The following is a 17,343-nucleotide window of genomic DNA, read 5'->3' on the forward strand; positions in this document are numbered from 1 at the left end:
GGCCGGACAACTAGCGCAAATGCACCACGTCGCCCGCCGAGACGACGACGGTCTCTCCCCCGGTGTCGATGCACAGCCTGCCCTGGTCGTCGACGGCGGTCGCGTCCCCGACCACTTCCTTGCCGCCGGGCAGGTGGGCCCGCACCCGGTGGCCGATGGTCAGGCTGCGCGCCCGGTAGTCGGCCGCCAGCGCCCAGTCCGCCCCGCGCGCGGCGCGCCACGCCACGATCCGCCGGCCGAGCTCGGACAACAGCCCGCACACCAGCAGGGTGCGGTCGGGAGCCTGCACACCGAGGTCGAGCATCGAGGTGGCCCCCTCGATGCCGTCGGGCGCCTGAAACACGTTGAGTCCCAGACCGATCACCACCACCGGACGGGCCACCTCGGCGAGGATGCCGGCGAGCTTGCCCGGGGATTCGGGGGCGCCCGCCAGCACGTCGTTGGGCCACTTGAGCCCCACCGGAACCCCGCCGAGCAGCGGGGCCACCGTGTCGACCACCGCCACCCCGGTGGCCAGGGGCAACCAGCCCCAGCCGGCGGTCGGCACGTCGACGATGCTGACGCCGACCGACATCGTGATCTGGGTCCGCGGGGTGGCCGACCAGCTGCGGCCGTGTCGCCCGCGGCCCGCCGTCTGGTGCTCGGCGATCAGCACCGCCCCGGCCACGTCGGTCCCTGACGCCGCTCGCTCGAGCAGGTCGGCGTTCGTGGAGCCGGTCTGTTCGACGACGTCGAGTCGCCGCCAGCCCAGTCCGGTGCCGATCAGTTCGGCGCGCAGCGCGGCCTGGTCCAGCGGTGCCCTGAGCTGGTCTCGGTCTGTCACCGGACCCAGCGTAGAACTCAGCGGCGCCGGTGGCTCATGTCCAGGACGGCCAGGTGGCTGAACAGCATGCTGGTTCCGATCGGGTTGCCGCCGCCGGGATAGGCGGTGCCGCTGGGCGCGGCCATCGTGTTGCCGGCGGCGTACAAGCCGGGGATGGGCTTGCCGGAAGTGTCGAGCACGCGGGCGGCGGTGTCGGTGCGCAGGCCGCCCTTGGTGCCCAGATCCGAAATGCCGAAAGCCGCGGCGTGATATGGCGGGCGATCGATGGGCACCAGGGGCGAGGCGCCCCCCGAGAACGCACGGTCGAGAGCCTCGTCGCCCCTGCCGAAGTCCTCGTCGACGCCGGACGCGGCAAAACCGTTGAACCGGGCCACAGTTGCCGCCAGCTGCCGGCCCGGAACACCGATCTTGTCGGCCAGTTCCTCCAGGGTGTCCGCGGAGTGCCACAGGCCGGCGGCGACGTAGCGCTCCGTCTCGACGATGGAGACGTTGGCCGCCTTCACCGGCGGCACCTCGCCGTCGGCGTCGTCGTAGATCATCCAGTACGGCAACGTGATTGACCCGTCCTGCAGCTGCGCGATGATCTCGCGGCCGGCCCGGTCGTATGCGCGGGACTCGTTGACGAACCGGTTGCCGTCCTGGTTCACGAAGATGCCACCGGTGAACCACAGCGCGAAGGCGGACCGGCCGTCCGGGTGGGTCATGCCCGGCGACCACCACGCCTGATCCAGCAGGTCGGTGTCAGCGCCCGCGGCGATGCCGGCCTGCAGCGCCAGCCCCCGGCTCCCCGGGCCGCCCATGGTGTCTCGGGCCGCGCCCGGTACCCCGTATCTGCGCCGCAGCTCCTCGTTGTTCTCGAAGCCGCCGGCGGCCAGCAGCACCCCCAGCCGGCTCCGGATCGCGCGGCGCTCACCGTCGCTCTCGACGATCGCGCCCGTCACCGCCCCTCCGGACATCACCAACTCGACCAGTGCGGTGTCACGCCGCAGCGAGGCCGTCGGATACTGCTCAATCGCCTTGAGGAACCGCGCGATCAGCGCGCGACCCCCGAGGTAGTAGTCGGCGGGCGGTTCCGCCCCGAGCCGGTCGGTGTCCAGCGGCCCGCGGATGACCTCCCGCAGTTCGGGGGCGGCGGCCACCTTCCAGGGCTTCGCGGCGATGTGGCGCTGGCCGTCCAGCCGCGCCTTCGGCGCTTTGCCGTAGTAGTCCGGCCAGGGCAACGGCACGAACTTCAGCAGGGGGTCGGCTTCCAGGTACTCGATCAGCCGGGCGCCGCCGCGGACATAGGTTTCCTGCAGTTCACGGGGGGTGCGGTCACCGACGACGGCGTGGTAGTAGGTGAGCGCGTCCTCGATGGTGTCGTCAACTCCGGCTCGCACCAGCACCGGGTTGCACGGGAACCAGACGCCGCCCCCACCGGAGTAGGCGGTGGTCCCGCCGAATTTCGACGTCGCCTCCACCAGCAACACGTCCAGGCCTTCGCGCGCCGCGGTGTAGGCACCGGTGACCCCGCCACCGCCCGATCCCGCGACCAGCACATCGCATTCGGTCGCCCAGTCCATCAGCGGAGACTAGCCCGCCGCTAAGCTCGGATCCCATGACAAGCGTTACCGACCACACCGCGGAGCCGGCCGCTGAGCACACAATCGACATCCACACCACCGCAGGCAAGCTGGCCGAGCTGCATAAGCGCCGGGAAGAGTCGCTGCACCCGGTGGGCGAAGAGGCCGTCGAGAAGGTGCACGCCAAGGGCAAGCTGACCGCCCGCGAGCGCATCCTCGCCCTGCTTGACGAGGACTCGTTCGTCGAACTCGACGCGCTGGCGCGCCACCGCAGCAAGAACTTCGGCCTGGACAACAACCGCCCGCTCGGCGACGGCGTGATCACCGGCTACGGCACCATCGACGGTCGCGAAGTGTGCATCTTCAGCCAGGACGCCACGGTGTTCGGCGGCAGCCTCGGCGAGGTGTACGGCGAGAAGATCGTCAAGGTCCAGGAACTGGCGATCAAGACCGGCCGCCCGCTGATCGGCATCAACGACGGCGCCGGCGCGCGCATCCAGGAGGGCGTCGTCTCCCTCGGCCTGTACAGCAAGATCTTCCGGAACAACATCCTGGCCTCCGGCGTGATCCCGCAGATCTCGCTGATCATGGGCGCCGCCGCCGGTGGGCACGTGTACTCCCCCGCCCTGACCGACTTCGTGGTGATGGTCGACCAGACCAGCCAGATGTTCATCACCGGGCCGGACGTCATCAAGACCGTCACGGGCGAGGACGTCACGATGGAGGAGCTCGGCGGCGCCCACACCCACATGGCCAAGTCGGGCACCCTGCACTACGTCGCCTCGGGCGAGCAGGACGCCTTCGACTGGGTGCGCGACCTGCTGAGCTACCTGCCGCCCAACAACGCCACCGACGCGCCGCGCTACGCCGAGCCCGTCCCCGAGGGCGCCATCGAGGACAACCTCACCGAGGAGGACCTCGAGCTGGACACGCTGATCCCGGACTCGGCCAACCAGCCGTACGACATGCACGAGGTGATCACCCGCATCCTCGACGACGACGAGTTCCTGGAAATCCAGAACGGCTACGCCACCAACATCGTCGTCGGCTTCGGCCGCATCGAGGGCCGGCCGGTCGGGATCGTGGCCAACCAGCCCACGCAGTTCGCCGGCTGCCTGGACATCAACGCCTCGGAAAAGGCGGCCCGGTTCGTGCGGACCTGCGACTGCTTCAACATCCCGATCATCATGCTGGTGGACGTCCCGGGCTTCCTGCCGGGCACCGGCCAGGAATACAACGGCATCATCCGGCGTGGCGCCAAGCTGCTGTTCGCCTACGGTGAGGCCACCGTCCCGAAGATCACCGTCATCACCCGCAAGGCCTACGGCGGCGCGTACTGCGTCATGGGCTCCAAGGACATGGGCTGCGACGTCAACATTGCCTGGCCGACCGCGCAGATCGCGGTGATGGGCGCCTCCGGGGCGGTCGGCTTCGTCTACCGCAAGCAGCTGGCCGAGGCGGCCAAGGAGGGCAAGGACGTCGACGCCCTGCGGCTGGAGCTGCAGCAGGAGTACGAGGACACGTTGGTCAACCCGTACGTCGCCGCCGAGCGGGGCTATGTCGACGCGGTGATCCCGCCGTCGCACACCCGCGGCTACATCGGCACGGCGCTGCGGCTGCTGGAACGCAAGATCGCGCACCTGCCCCCCAAGAAGCACGGGAACATCCCCCTGTGAGCCGAACGAACGGTGCGAACGCAGTGAGCGACGGGAGTGCGGCGAACGATTCGGCCATGACAGACGAAAACGCCTCCGAGACAACCGAAGCCGCACACCAGCCGCACGAGCCGCACATCCACATCGTCAAGGGTCACCCCACCGACGAGGAGGTGGCCGCGCTGGTCACCGCGCTCGGTGTCGTCGGTGGCGGCGTCCCCGAGCCCACCGAACCCGAGCCCACCCGCTGGGGCCTGCCGGTGGACCGGCTGCGGTTCGCGATGTCCAACTACCAGCGGCTTACCATGCAGCAAATGACGCACATGAAGCATTGACCCGGCTGGTCCTCGGGTCGGCCTCGTCGGGCCGCCTGCAGGTGCTGCGCCAGGCCGGCATCGATCCGCTGGTCGTGGTCTCCGGCGTGGACGAAGACGCCGTCGTCGCGGAGCTGGGGCCCGAAGCCGCGCCCGCCGAGGTGGTGTGCGCGCTGGCGGAGGCCAAGGCCGAGCGCGTCGCGGGCGAGCTGGCCGGCACCGTCACCGCCGATTGCGTTGTCGTCGGCTGTGATTCGATGCTCTACCTCGACGGCGAACTGTGCGGCAAGCCGGGGTCGGCCGACGAAGCGATGACCCAGTGGCGCCGCATGGCTGGCCGGTCGGGCCGGCTGCACACCGGGCACTGCCTGCTGCGGCTGGAGGGCGGCGCGATCATCCATCGCGAAGTCGAATCCGCTTGCACCACGGTGCGTTTCGCCGCACCCACGGAGGCGGACCTGCGGGCCTACGTCGCCAGCGGCGAGCCACTGCACGTGGCCGGCGGGTTCACCCTCGACGGGCTGGGCGGCTGGTTCGTCGACGGGATCGACGGGGACCCGTCGAACGTGATCGGTGTGAGCCTGCCGCTGCTGCGGTCCATGTTGCAGCGGGCCGGGTTGTCGATAGCCGAGCTGTGGGCGGCAACGCCGAGCAACCCAAGGGTCAAGCCATGACCACGTGGACCGAGTTCACCGCCCAAGCGCCGCGCATCGCCGGCATCTTCACCCGTCGACATAGCGCCAACGGCAACCTGTGCATGTTGGCCACCCTGCGCTCCGACGGGTTCCCCCGGATCAGCCCGATGGAGCCGCGGATCTTCGAGGAAGAGTTATGGCTGCCCGGGATGCCGGCCACCACCAAGTTCCTCGATCTGGCGCGCGACCCGAGGTTCTGTCTGCACACCGCGACGGTCGACACCGAGGTGACCGACGGCGACGCGAAGCTGTGGGGCCTGGCCCGCGTCGTTCCCTACGGCGCGGTGCACCGGCGCTTGGCCGAGACACTGTTCTCCGAGACCGGATTGGACCTGCGCGAGCAGCGATTCGACCTGCTCGGCGCCGAGATCACCGGGGCATCGGCGGTCGAGGTCCGCGACGGCCACCTTGACGTCACCATCTGGAACCCCCGCGTGCCCGAGCGGGTGGTCCGCAAGCACTGACCCGATGGCCAATTGAGCCCTGACGGTAGGCTCGAAGGCGTGGCATTACCCCCGGATCCAAGCCCGACTCTGACGGCCTACGCCCACCCCGAACGGCTGGTCACCGCCGACTGGCTATCCGCCCACCAGGGCACCCCCGGCCTGGTGATCGTCGAATCCGACGAGGACGTCTTGCTCTACGACGTCGGCCATATCCCCGGCGCGGTCAAGATCGACTGGCACACCGACCTCAACGACCCGAGGGTCCGCGACTACATCAACGGCGAGCAGTTCGCCGAATTGATGGACCGCAAAGGCATCTCGCGCGACGACACCGTGGTGATCTACGGCGACAAGAGCAACTGGTGGGCCGCCTACGCGCTGTGGGTCTTCACCTTGTTCGGCCACCCCGATGTGCGCCTGCTTAACGGCGGGCGCGACCTGTGGCTGGCCGAGCGCCGGGAGACCACCCTGGACGTCCCCACCAAGACCTCCACCGGCTATCCCGTCGTCGCGCGCAACGACGAACCCATCCGGGCCTTCAAGGACGACGTCCTGGCCATCCTCGGCAGCCAGCCGCTGATCGACGTGCGCTCGCCCGACGAGTACACCGGCAAGCGCACGCACATGCCCGACTACCCGGAGGAGGGCGTGCTGCGCGGCGGCCACATCCCCACGGCCCGGTCCATCCCGTGGGCCAAGGCGGTCGATGAGAGCGGGCGATTCCGCAGCCGCGAGGAGCTCGAGGAGCTCTACGCCTTCATCGATCCCGAGGACAAGACCGTCGTGTACTGCCGCATCGGCGAGCGGTCCAGCCACACCTGGTTCGTGCTCACGTACCTGCTGGGCAAGCCCGGGGTGCGCAACTACGACGGATCCTGGACGGAGTGGGGCAACACCGTGCGCACGCCGATCGTCGCCGGCGAAGAGCCGGGGGCCGTTCCGGTCCGATGACGCTGCCCGCCCCGTTAGCCGAGGTGGTCTCCGACTTCGCCGAAGTCCAGGGCCAGGACAAGCTGACGCTGCTGCTGGAATTCGCCAACGACCTCCCGGCACTGCCCCCCGAGCTGGAAGAGCAGGCCATGGAGCCGGTGCCCGAATGCCAGACCCCGCTCTTCCTCCACGTCGATGCCAGCGACCCGAACCGGGTGCGGTTGCACTTCAGCGCGCCCGCCGAGGCGCCGACCACCCGGGGGTTCGCGTCGATCCTGGCCGCCGGTCTTGACGAGCAGCCCGCGGCCGACATTCTGGCGGTGCCCGAGGATTTTTACACCGACCTGGGCTTGGCCGCGCTGATCAGCCCGCTGCGGCTGCGCGGCATGTCGGCGATGCTCGCTCGCATCAAGCGGCGGGTGCGCGAGTCGGCTCCGAATTCCGGCACCGCCTGATCGGCCTCACGGCGCGGCGCTTAGACTTCCCGGGAGTTGTAAGAAACTCTCTTAAAGAAGCCCACGGCGGAAACACGTCCGCTTCAGATCTGCCAAACAGGAGGCGCAGTGGCTAGTCACGCCAGCTCGAGGATCTCCAAAGTGCTTGTCGCCAACCGCGGCGAGATCGCTGTCCGGGTGATCCGCGCGGCCCGCGATGCGGGGCTGCCCAGCGTGGCGGTGTACGCCGAGCCCGACGCCGACGCCCCGCACGTGCGCCTCGCCGACGAGGCGTTCGCCTTGGGTGGCCAGACCTCCGCGGAGTCCTACCTGGACTTCGGCAAGCTCCTCGACGCGGCGGCCAAGTCGGGTGCCAACGCCGTCCACCCCGGCTACGGCTTCCTCTCGGAGAACGCCGATTTCGCGCAGGCCGTCCTCGACGCCGGCCTGATCTGGATCGGCCCGAGCCCCCAGTCGATCCGCGACCTCGGTGACAAGGTCACCGCCCGCCACATCGCCGCACGCGCCCAGGCCCCCCTGGTGCCCGGCACGCCCGACCCCGTCAAGGACGCCGACGAGGTGGTGGCCTTCGCCGAGGAGTACGGCGTCCCGATCGCCATCAAGGCGGCCTTCGGTGGCGGCGGCCGCGGCATGAAGGTCGCGCGCACCATCGAAGAGATCCCGCACCTGTACGAGTCGGCGGTACGCGAAGCCGTCGCCGCCTTCGGCCGCGGCGAGTGCTTCGTCGAGCGCTACCTGGACAAGCCCCGCCACGTCGAGGCGCAGGTGATCGCCGACCAGCACGGCAACGTCATCGTCGCGGGCACCCGCGACTGCTCCCTGCAGCGCCGCTTCCAGAAGCTGGTGGAGGAGGCGCCCGCGCCGTTCCTGACCGACGCGCAGCGCAAGGAGATCCACGAGTCGGCGAAGCGCATCTGCAAGGAGGCGCACTACTACGGCGCCGGCACCGTGGAATACCTGGTCGGCCAGGACGGCCTGATCTCGTTCCTGGAGGTCAACACCCGGCTGCAGGTCGAGCACCCGGTCACCGAGGAGACCGCGGGCATCGACCTGGTGCTGCAGCAGTTCAAGATCGCCAACGGCGAAAAGCTGGATCTCACCGAGGATCCGACGCCACGCGGCCACGCCATCGAATTCCGGATCAACGGCGAGGACGCCGGACGTGGGTTCCTGCCGGCGCCCGGCCCGGTCACCCGCTACGACACTCCCAGCGGGCCCGGCGTTCGCCTGGACTCCGGCGTCGAGGCCGGTTCGGTGATCGGCGGCCAGTTCGACTCGATGCTGGCCAAGCTGATCGTGTACGGCGCGACCCGGGAAGAAGCCCTCGCCCGCTCCCGCCGTGCTCTTTCTGAATTCCACGTGGAGGGGCTGGCCACCGTCATCCCGTTCCACCGCGCCGTGGTGTCCGATCCCGCCTTCATCGGTGACGGCGACAGCTTCTCGGTGCACACCCGCTGGATCGAGACCGAGTGGAACAACACCATCGAGCCCTTCACCGCCGGCGAGCCCCTCGACGAGGAGGACGCCCGGCCCCGCCAGACGGTGGTCGTTGAGGTCGGTGGCCGGCGGCTCGAGGTGTCGCTGCCCGGCGATCTGGCGCTTTCCAACGGTGCCGCGGACCCGGCCGGCGTCATCCGCAAGAAGCCCAAGCCGCGCAAGCGCGGGGCGCACGCCGGGGGCGCCGCCTCTGGCGACGCGGTGACCGCGCCCATGCAGGGCACCGTAGTCAAGGTCGCGGTCGAGGAGGGACAGGAGGTTGCCACCGGCGACCTGGTCGTGGTCCTCGAGGCGATGAAGATGGAGAACCCGGTCACCGCGCACAAGGACGGTGTCATCACCGGACTTGCGGTCGAGGCCGGCGCCGCCATCACCCAGGGCACGGTGCTCGCCGAGATCAAATAGCCCGTCGGACGATAATCCTGGGAAACAGTTGTCGACTAGGTCTGACGCGGGTAGCGTTCGGGTCAGGTTGAGTTCACAGCCGTCCGGATTACGTCAAAGGGCGTGGGGAAGACGAACTCCCTGTTTTTTCGCTTCAATTCACGCTTGACGTTTTCCGCAGCACAACTGCTCTACGGATGGAGTCAGTAATGTCTGTGGCCCAATCTTGGCAGCACAGCCGGGCGGCGCAGTTCACCGCGCGCTGGGACCCAGCGGGAACCCTGGTCACCGTGGACGGTGAGCTCGACGCCGCCAACGCCGATCAGCTCGCCGCCTACGTCCGACACGTCGTCGCTCGTTCCCGGCGTGTGATCCTGGACCTGCGCGGCCTGAAATTCATTGGCACAGCAGGCTTTTCAGCGCTACACCGCATCAACGTCGTCTGCTCGGGCGCCCAGTTGGATTGGGCGATGGCGCCGAGCCCGGCGGTGGCGAGGTTGCTGCGCATCTGCGACCCCGACGGCACCCTCCCGGTGACGACGCACGCGGCCGAGCCGCTGCTGGAACCGCTGCGAGCCGAGGGCGAAGAGCCGCCGTTCCTATTGCAATTGGTCGCGCAGCCGCGTTAGCGACTTCGCCAGCAACCGGGACACGTGCATCTGAGAGATGCCGACCCGCTCGGCGATCTGGGTCTGCGTCATCGACTCGAAGAATCTGAGCACCAACACCGTCCGCTCCCGCTCGGGCAGGGCCTCCAGCAGTGGGCGAAGCGACTCCTGATCCTCGATCCGGTCCAGGCCGGTATCCACGTCGCCCAGGGTGTCGGCGATCGCGCGGGCTTCGTCCTCCTCGCTGCCGCCGCCGCTGTCGATGGACAAAGTGTTGTACGAGCTGCCCGCCACCAGGCCCTCGACGACCTCCTCGCGGTCCATGTCGAGTTCGGCGGCCAGTTCGGTCGCGGTGGGCGCCCGGCCGAGTCGTTGCGAGAGATCCGCGGTGGCGGTGCCGAGGCGCAGGTGCAGCTCCTTCAGGCGCCGCGGCACCTTGACCGACCAGCTGTTGTCGCGAAAGTGCCTGCGGACCTCGCCCATGATCGTGGGCACCGCGAAGGACACGAAGTCGGAGCCGGTCTCGACGTCGAACCGCACCACCGCGTTGACCAGCCCCACGCGCGCCACCTGGACGAGATCGTCGCGGGGCTCGCCGCGGCCCTCGAACCGGCGGGCGATGTGATCGGCCAGGGGCAGGCAGCGCTCGACGATCTTGTCCCGTTGACGCTGGAATTCCATCGAGTCGCCGTCCACAGTGGCCAACTCTCGGAACATCTCCGGGACATCGGCGTACTCGTTCGGGCGCGAGACCGAACCGCCGGCAGCTGGTGGTGTCACCTGCTGGAGGCCGCCCGTCGCGCCGTCAGCGTGATACCGAAAACGCTGCCGGTTTGGTTGGGCTCGCGACCATCGTGGAATGTCTGGACGTCATCGGCCAAGGACGTCAGCACGTGCCAGCTGAAGCTGCCGGGAGCGACCACGTCGTGGGTGTCACACGCCGCCGACGCCTCGACCACCAACTGGTCGTCCTGCGGGTCCACCACCACGACGAGGGTTGCGTCGGGCGTCGCGCAGCGGATCAGCCGGGTGCACACTTCGTCGACCGCAAGCCGCAGATCCGCTACGGCGTCGAAGTCCAGGTCCTCGAAGGTGCCGATCGCACCAACCAGCGTCCGCAGCATCGCCAAGTTCTCCAGACGTGCCGCGACGTGCAATTCGACGGCACGATGGCCACGCTGACGTTTGTTAGTGCGCAATCCCGCATCGTTCATCTGGTCTCCCGGCAATGTTTGACTGACACTACTACCGCCCCGCAGCCCGCCGTGGACCGTGCGTTCGAGCCGATTAGTCATGGTTTCCGCCGGGTGTGCGGCCCGATATGGACGGGCCGGAAACCACCGAAACGGCTCGGACACGGCGGCTCAAGCGCATGGCGACGATCGCCGGGATCGCGCTGGTCGTATTGGTATTTCTCGCTGTAGGCATCTATGTCGGTGTCTTCGTGTTCCTGCCCCCCATGGGGTGACCACGCTGACGCAACCCTTCCGGCACTCATCATGGTGCACACCTGATACCCACTCGACGAGGCGGGTAACCACCCGCGTTTACTTCCCGGCAAAAATGGGTTCGGCGCTCAGCGGCGCCGCGGCGCAAGCGCTCCTAGCTGGCCGGCCACTGCCTGTGGACCTCGGGGTGCTCGGCGTACCAGCGATCCGCGATCCGCCGGATCCGCCGGTGCTCGAGCGCCACCCACACCAACCCGAGAACCGTGGCGATGATCGCCACCACCCCGGCGGTCATGCCCTCGTGCTGATGTCCGGAGCCGAACGCCGACAGGCTTCCGGATCCGCCGATCACGCCCGCCACCACCAACAGGTAGCCGGGCCAGTGCAGTACGTCGATCAGCGACTCCCCGGCGAGTGGCCGCGTTGTCCTGAGATGGTCGACGGGGTCGTGAAATGTGTCTCCCATGGCTGCTCCTAGGGGAGGTTGGTAAAACCATTCGCAGCTCAATACGGGTTGCACCATCAACGGTAGATCCCCCGGGAGGCCTTTGGCGAGACCCCAGTCAGAGGACCAGCGCCGGGCCTGCGATGGGGGCCACGCCCATGGCGACCATCAACACCATCAGCGTGAACAGGAACCAGCCCGCGCCGTGCCATCCCCACCAGGTGCCCTGCGCCTTCCATATCTGATAGGTCCGCAGGAATGCCCAGAGGCCGGCCGCCAGCAGGATCAGCGGTCCGCCCAGCGCCAGCAATGTCCGCTGTGGCGCGCCGCACGCCGCGGTGTCCACACCGGTACCAGGACAAGTGCTCACCCAGAGCGCGGCCATCACCAGGAAGCCGACCGCCACGGCCGCGGCCAATGCTGCGAACCGGATGGCGGCACGCACCTCGCCGTCTTCCTGTCCCAAGCGATCACCACCCGATCGCTCATCCGCCTTGTGCATCCGTGCCCCTCATATCCCGGGTAATCAATGTTTTGTTCATCGTTTGCTGCGCCGCAATGGTTACCGCGCGATGACAAGCGGAAATCGCATGGGGACAAATACCCGTCGGCAAACCCCGTAAAACGGCTCAGTCCCGGGTATTGCCGGCCAAATTCCCGCCGGCGCGCGAATAGCCCGCACCGTCAATTATTCGGAGGGATTACCGCTGGCCCGGGGCGTGGAGCCGGGAAAGACGCAATGTGGTCGGCGACTCAGGACCGGTGAGTACTATCTCTCACATGCCGACAGGCCGAAGGCGGTTATCCCCCGAGGATCGACGCGCTGAGCTGCTCGCTTTGGGGGCCGATGTCTTCGGAAAGCGACCCTACGACGAGGTGCGGATCGACGAGATCGCCGAACGCGCCGGCGTGTCCCGGGCGCTGATGTATCACTACTTCCCCGACAAGCGCGCCTTCTTCGCCGCCGTGGTCAAGGACGAGGCCGACCGGCTGTACGAGACCACCAATATGGACGACGCCACCGGCCTCACCATGTACGAAGAGGTGCGGATGGGGGTCATGGCGTACATGGCCTACCACGAGCAGAATCCGGAGGCCGCCTGGGCCGCCTACGTCGGGCTGGGCCGGTCCGACCCGGTTCTGCTGGGCGTTGACGACGAAGCCAAGAACCGCCAGCTCGAACACATCATGAGTCGCATCCACGACCTGGTGGCCAACATCTCCGGGGCGAAGCTGGAAGGCGACGTCGAGCGCGACCTGCGGGTGATCTGTCACGGCTGGCTGGCGTTCACGTTCGAGCTGTGCCGCCAGCGCATCATCGATCCCACGATCAACGCCGACCGCCTCGCCGACGCCTGCGCGCACTCACTGTTCGACGCCATCGCCCGGGTGCCCGAGATACCCGAGGAGTTGTCCCACGCGATGGCGACGGCCCGAATCCAGCCGCGCTAGCCCGCGCTCTTGTCGGTACGCCTTGGCACCATGGTGAGGTGACCACCCGTGACCCGTTAGGCCGGTTCAGCGCGACCACGCGCGAATGGTTCACCAGCACATTCGCCGGTCCCACCACCGCGCAGGCCGAAGCCTGGGACGCCATCGCCGACGGCGACAACACGCTGGTGATCGCGCCGACCGGATCCGGCAAGACGCTCGCGGCGTTCCTGTGGGCCTTAGACTCCCTCGCCACGCGCGGCGGTCTTGACGGCTCGGCCGCGAGGCCGGCCGGCACCCGCGTGCTCTACGTGTCCCCGCTCAAGGCGCTGGCGGTCGACATCGAGCGCAACCTGCGCACCCCGCTGGCGGGCCTCACCCGCATCGCCGAGCGCCACGGACTCCCCCCGCCCGACATCAGCGTCGGCGTCCGCTCCGGGGACACCCCGCCCGCCGAACGCCGGCAGCTCATCGCCCGTCCCCCCGACGTGCTGATCACCACGCCGGAGTCGCTGTTCCTGATGCTCACCTCGGCCGCGCGCGAAACGCTGGCCGGCGTGCAGACGGTGATCGTCGACGAAATCCACGCGATCGCCGCCGGCAAGCGCGGCGCGCACCTGGCGCTGTCGCTGGAGCGGCTCCAGGACTTGTCACAAGAGCTGCGGGAGGGGCTGCCCGCACAGCGCATCGGGTTGTCCGCGACGGTGCGCCCACCCGAAGAGCTCGCCCGGTTCCTGTCCGGTCAGCAACCGACCACCATCGTCGCGCCCCAGGCGGCCAAGACCGTCGAGCTGGCGGTGCAGGTGCCGGTGCCAGACATGGCCAACCTGGCCAACAACAGCATCTGGCCCGACGTCGAGGAGCGGCTGGTCGACGTGATCGAGGCGCACAACTCGACCATCGTGTTCGCCAACTCGCGGCGGCTGGCCGAGCGGCTCACCGCCCGGCTCAACGAGATCCACGCCGAACGCTGTGGTGTGGGGCTGTCGGGCGAGACCAACCCGAAGGTGGCGGGCGGGGCGCCCGCGCACATCATGGGCAGCGGCCAGACCTACGGCGCCGAGCCGCTGTTGGCCCGCGCCCACCACGGCTCGGTCAGCAAGGAGCAGCGCGCCCTGGTCGAGGAGGACCTCAAGCGCGGGATCCTCAAGGCGGTGGTGGCGACGTCGAGCCTGGAGCTGGGCATCGACATGGGCGCGGTCGACCTGGTGATCCAGGTGGAGGCGCCGCCGTCGGTGGCCAGCGGCCTGCAACGCATCGGGCGGGCCGGCCACCAGGTCGGCGAGGTATCCCAGGGCGTGCTGTTCCCGAAGCACCGCACCGACCTGATCGGCTGCGCGGTGACCGTGCAGCGGATGCTCGCCGGCGAAATCGAGACGATGCGGGTGCCCGCCAACCCGCTGGACATCCTGGCGCAGCAGACCGTGGCGGCCGCCGCGCTGGAGCCGCTGGACGCCGACCGGTGGTTCGACACGGTGCGCCGCAGCGCCCCCTTCGCGACGCTGCCGCGCAGCGTGTACGAGGCCACCCTCGACCTGTTGTCGGGCAAGTACCCCTCCACCGAGTTCGCCGAGCTGCGTCCCCGCTTGGTCTACGACCGCGACACCGGCACGCTGACGGCGCGGCCCGGCGCGCAGCGGCTGGCCGTCACCTCCGGCGGCGCCATCCCGGACCGCGGCATGTTCACCGTCTACCTCGCCAGCGAGTCGGAAAAGCCGTCGCGCGTGGGCGAACTGGACGAGGAGATGGTGTACGAGTCCCGGCCCGGTGACGTCATCTCGCTGGGCGCCACCAGCTGGCGAATCACCGAGATCACCCACGACCGCGTTTTGGTGATCCCCGCGCCCGGCCAGCCGGCCCGGCTGCCATTCTGGCGCGGCGACGACGCGGGCCGGCCCGCCGAGCTTGGCGCCGCGCTGGGCGCGTTCACCGGCGAGCTGGCCGGACTCGACCGCGCCGCCTTCGACGCCCGGTGCGCGGGCCTGGGTTTCGACGCCTACGCCACCGACAACCTGTGGGCGCTGCTGGACGAGCAGCGGACCGCCGCCGGCGTGGTCCCCACCGACACCACCCTGCTGGTCGAGCGGTTCCGCGATGAACTGGGCGACTGGCGGGTGATCCTGCACTCGCCTTACGGGCTGCGGGTGAACGGGCCGCTGGCGCTGGCGGTGGGTCGGCGGCTGCGCGAACGCTACGGCCTCGACGAAAAACCGACCGCCTCTGATGACGGCATCGTGGTGCGCTTGCCGGACATGCTGTCCGACAACGGCGAGACCCCGCCCGGCGCCGAGTTGTTCGTCTTCGACGCCGACGAGATCGATCCGATCGTCACCGACGAGGTGGGCGGTTCGGCGCTGTTCGCGTCGCGGTTCCGGGAGTGCGCCGCCCGCGCGCTGCTGCTGCCCCGCCGGCACCCGGGTAAGCGATCGCCGCTGTGGCACCAGCGCCAGCGGGCCGCCCAGCTGCTGGACGTGGCCCGCAAATACCCCGACTTCCCGGTGGTGCTGGAAACCATCCGCGAATGCCTGCAGGACGTGTACGACGTGCCCGCCCTGGTCGCCCTGATGGCCGGCATCGCCCAGCGCAAGGTGCGGGTGCTCGAAACGGAGACGGCGCGGCCGTCGCCCTTCGCGGCGTCCCTGCTGTTCGGCTACGTCGGCGCCTTCATGTACGAGGGCGACACCCCGCTGGCCGAGCGCCGGGCCGCGGCACTGTCGCTGGACAGCACGCTGCTGGCCGAGCTGCTCGGCCGGGTCGAGCTGCGCGAGCTGCTCGACCCGGACGTCATCGCCGCGACCGCCCGCCAGCTGCAGCACCTGTCGGCGGACCGGGCCGCGCGCGACGCCGACGGCGCCGCGGACCTGCTGCGGCTGCTGGGGCCGATGACCGAGGACGAGGTCGCCGCCCGGGCCGGCGGCGCCGAGGTGGGCGGCTGGCTCGAAGGCCTGCTCGCGGCGCGGCGGGTGCTGCCCGTGTCGTTCGCCGGCCGCAGCTGGTGGGTGGCCATCGAGGACATCGGCCGGCTGCGCGACGGCGTCGGGGCGCCGGTTCCGCTGGGCGTGCCGGCGGCCTTCACCGAGGCGGTGGCCGACCCGCTGGGCGAGCTGCTGGGCCGCTACGCGCGCACCCACACCCCGTTCACCACCGCCGCGGCCGCGGGCCGGTTCGGGCTGGGGCTGCGGGTGACGGCCGACGTGCTGGGCCGGCTGGCCGCCGACGGCCGGCTGGTGCGCGGCGACTTCGTCGCCGCCACGGAAACCTCCGCGGCGCCCGGCGGCGAACAGTGGTGCGACGCCGAGGTGTTGCGAGTGTTGCGGCGGCGTTCGCTGGCCGCGCTGCGCGCGCAGGTCGAACCGGTGAGCACCGCCGCGTACGGAAGGTTCCTGCCGGCCTGGCACCGGGTGGCCTCCCCCGGTTCGTCGGGCCACTCGGGGCTGGACGGGCTGATGTCCGTGGTCGACCAGCTGGCCGGGGTCCGGATGCCGGCCTCGGCGATCGAGCCCCTGGTGCTGGGCCCGCGGGTCCGGGACTACTCCCCCGCCATGCTCGACGAGCTGCTCGCCATCGGGGAGGTGACCTGGTCGGGCGCAGGGTCGATCTCGGCCAGCGACGGCTGGGTCGCCTTGCACGTGGGCGACTCCGCGCCCTTGACGCTGGCCGGGCCCGCCGAAATCGACTTCACCGAGGCCCACCGGGCGATCCTGGACACGCTGGCCGGCGGCGGCGCGTACTTCTTCCGTCATCTGACCCAGAGCGGCATCACCGACGCCGAGCTCAAAGCCGCGCTGTGGGAGCTGATCTGGGCCGGGTGGGTCACGGGTGACACCTTCGCGCCGGTGCGCGCGATGCTCGGCGGCGTGGGCAACCGCAAACGCTCGGCCCCGGCGCACCGCTCACATCGGCCACCGCGGCTGAGCCGGTACAGCGTGGCGCACGCGCAGTCCCGCCCCGCCGACCCGACGGTGGCGGGCCGGTGGTCGGCCCTGCCGCCGCCCGAGCCCGATTCCACGGTGCGCGCCCACTACCAGGCGGAGTTGCTGCTGGGCCGCCACGGCATGCTGACCCGGGGCGCGGTCGCGGCCGAGGGCGTCACCGGCGGGTTCGCGACGCTCTACAAGGTGCTGAGCACCTTCGAGGAAGCCGGCCGGTGCCAGCGCGGCTATTTCGTCGAGTCGCTGGGCGGTGCCCAGTTCGCCGTCGCCTCGACCGTCGACCGGCTGCGCAGCTACAGCGATGGGATCGACCCCGAGCGGCCGGAATACCGCGCTGTCGTGCTGGCCGCCGCCGACCCGGCCAATCCCTACGGCGCCGCGCTGCCGTGGCCGGCGTCCGGCGCGGAGAGCGCGCGGCCGGGCCGCAAGGCCGGCGCGCTCGTCGTGCTGGTCGACGGCCACCTGGCCTGGTTCCTGGAGCGCGGCGGGCGCTCACTGCTCACCTTCACCGACGACCCGGCGGCCCACCATGCGGCGGCCACGGCGCTGGCCGAGCTGGTCGCCTCCCGGCGCGTCGCGTCGATCCTGGTCGAACGCATCGACGGCGCACCGGCGCTGCAGCCCCAAAACGGGCCCAGCCGCGTGGCGGACGGCTTGCAGGAGGCGGGGTTCGCCCGCACACCGCGCGGACTTCGGCTCCGGTAAGGCCCCGATAGCG

At 69.9% G+C, this 17,343-nt stretch carries 17 protein-coding genes; 11 read left to right on the top strand and 6 right to left on the bottom strand.

The window, feature by feature from the left end:
• Positions 1 to 10 precede the first annotated feature (10 nt).
• Both A5773_RS17530 and A5773_RS17535 read right to left on the bottom strand, forming a co-directional pair.
• The gene (locus A5773_RS17530) at positions 11 to 823 is read right to left on the bottom strand and encodes a biotin--[acetyl-CoA-carboxylase] ligase (RefSeq protein ID WP_066949840.1); all 813 of its coding nucleotides are present in this window, start codon (positions 821 to 823) and stop codon (positions 11 to 13) included.
• A gap of 17 nt (positions 824 to 840) precedes the next feature.
• Positions 841 to 2,385, bottom strand: coding sequence for an FAD-binding protein (locus tag A5773_RS17535; RefSeq protein WP_067791775.1), 1,545 nt, complete (start codon positions 2,383 to 2,385; stop codon positions 841 to 843).
• 35 nt (positions 2,386 to 2,420) lie between these two features.
• On the opposite strand from A5773_RS17535, the gene A5773_RS17540 reads away from it, so the two are divergent.
• From A5773_RS17540 to A5773_RS17575, 8 genes are all read left to right on the top strand, one after another.
• Complete coding sequence (locus tag A5773_RS17540; RefSeq protein ID WP_066949834.1) at positions 2,421 to 4,061, top strand: acyl-CoA carboxylase subunit beta; 1,641 nt, start codon at positions 2,421 to 2,423, stop codon at positions 4,059 to 4,061.
• 56 nt (positions 4,062 to 4,117) lie between these two features.
• On the top strand, positions 4,118 to 4,375 hold the full coding sequence (locus A5773_RS17545) for an acyl-CoA carboxylase subunit epsilon (protein WP_067791826.1): 258 nt from the start codon (positions 4,118 to 4,120) through the stop codon (positions 4,373 to 4,375).
• Positions 4,372 to 5,028, top strand: coding sequence for a nucleoside triphosphate pyrophosphatase (locus A5773_RS17550; RefSeq protein ID WP_066949828.1), 657 nt, complete (start codon positions 4,372 to 4,374; stop codon positions 5,026 to 5,028). Before A5773_RS17545 ends, A5773_RS17550 begins: the two co-directional genes overlap by 4 nt.
• Positions 5,025 to 5,513: a pyridoxamine 5'-phosphate oxidase family protein gene (locus A5773_RS17555; RefSeq protein WP_067791827.1), complete on the top strand. Its 489-nt coding sequence runs from the start codon at positions 5,025 to 5,027 to the stop codon at positions 5,511 to 5,513. The genes A5773_RS17550 and A5773_RS17555 overlap by 4 nt, the downstream gene beginning before the upstream one ends.
• A 39-nt stretch (positions 5,514 to 5,552) precedes the next feature.
• A complete protein-coding gene (locus A5773_RS17560; protein WP_067791777.1) occupies positions 5,553 to 6,446 on the top strand; it encodes a sulfurtransferase in 894 nt (297 codons plus the stop codon).
• Positions 6,443 to 6,880 carry a SufE family protein gene (locus A5773_RS17565; protein WP_066949821.1) on the top strand — a complete coding sequence of 146 codons (438 nt, stop codon included), beginning with the start codon at positions 6,443 to 6,445 and terminating at the stop codon, positions 6,878 to 6,880. The genes A5773_RS17560 and A5773_RS17565 overlap by 4 nt, the downstream gene beginning before the upstream one ends.
• A gap of 108 nt (positions 6,881 to 6,988) precedes the next feature.
• Positions 6,989 to 8,782 (top strand): acetyl/propionyl/methylcrotonyl-CoA carboxylase subunit alpha, encoded by a 1,794-nt coding sequence (locus tag A5773_RS17570; protein ID WP_066949818.1) that lies wholly within the window; start codon positions 6,989 to 6,991, stop codon positions 8,780 to 8,782.
• 176 nt (positions 8,783 to 8,958) lie between these two features.
• Positions 8,959 to 9,390, top strand: coding sequence for an STAS domain-containing protein (locus A5773_RS17575; RefSeq protein WP_066949815.1), 432 nt, complete (start codon positions 8,959 to 8,961; stop codon positions 9,388 to 9,390).
• Here the strand turns inward: A5773_RS17575 and A5773_RS17580 are convergent.
• Positions 9,361 to 10,149 (bottom strand): RNA polymerase sigma factor SigF, encoded by a 789-nt coding sequence (locus A5773_RS17580; protein WP_066949812.1) that lies wholly within the window; start codon positions 10,147 to 10,149, stop codon positions 9,361 to 9,363. The two genes, A5773_RS17575 and A5773_RS17580, sit on opposite strands and share 30 nt — an antisense overlap.
• Positions 10,146 to 10,583, bottom strand: a complete 438-nt coding sequence (locus A5773_RS17585; RefSeq protein ID WP_055405180.1) for an ATP-binding protein — start codon at positions 10,581 to 10,583, stop codon at positions 10,146 to 10,148. Before A5773_RS17585 ends, A5773_RS17580 begins: the two co-directional genes overlap by 4 nt.
• 107 nt (positions 10,584 to 10,690) lie before the next feature.
• On the opposite strand from A5773_RS17585, the gene A5773_RS26320 reads away from it, so the two are divergent.
• The gene (locus tag A5773_RS26320; protein ID WP_197505307.1) at positions 10,691 to 10,837 is read left to right on the top strand and encodes a hypothetical protein; all 147 of its coding nucleotides are present in this window, start codon (positions 10,691 to 10,693) and stop codon (positions 10,835 to 10,837) included.
• A 134-nt stretch (positions 10,838 to 10,971) separates the two neighbouring features.
• Here A5773_RS26320 and usfY read toward each other — a convergent pair whose 3' ends face one another.
• Together usfY and A5773_RS17595 are read right to left on the bottom strand one after the other, a co-directional pair.
• A complete protein-coding gene (gene usfY / locus A5773_RS17590; RefSeq protein WP_067791779.1) occupies positions 10,972 to 11,283 on the bottom strand; it encodes a protein UsfY in 312 nt (103 codons plus the stop codon).
• 97 nt (positions 11,284 to 11,380) lie between these two features.
• On the bottom strand, positions 11,381 to 11,764 hold the full coding sequence (locus A5773_RS17595) for a hypothetical protein (RefSeq protein ID WP_066949806.1): 384 nt from the start codon (positions 11,762 to 11,764) through the stop codon (positions 11,381 to 11,383).
• A 278-nt stretch (positions 11,765 to 12,042) separates the two neighbouring features.
• Between A5773_RS17595 and A5773_RS17600 the strand changes: the two genes are divergently transcribed.
• Together A5773_RS17600 and A5773_RS17605 are read left to right on the top strand one after the other, a co-directional pair.
• Positions 12,043 to 12,714 carry a TetR/AcrR family transcriptional regulator gene (locus tag A5773_RS17600; RefSeq protein WP_066949803.1) on the top strand — a complete coding sequence of 224 codons (672 nt, stop codon included), beginning with the start codon at positions 12,043 to 12,045 and terminating at the stop codon, positions 12,712 to 12,714.
• Between the two features lie 38 nt (positions 12,715 to 12,752).
• Positions 12,753 to 17,330, top strand: coding sequence for an ATP-dependent helicase (locus tag A5773_RS17605; protein WP_067791781.1), 4,578 nt, complete (start codon positions 12,753 to 12,755; stop codon positions 17,328 to 17,330).
• Positions 17,331 to 17,343 lie beyond the last annotated feature (13 nt).

This window comes from Mycobacterium sp. 852014-52450_SCH5900713 (genome assembly GCF_001667075.1).
In the GTDB taxonomy this organism is placed as follows: Bacteria; Actinomycetota; Actinomycetes; order Mycobacteriales; family Mycobacteriaceae; genus Mycobacterium.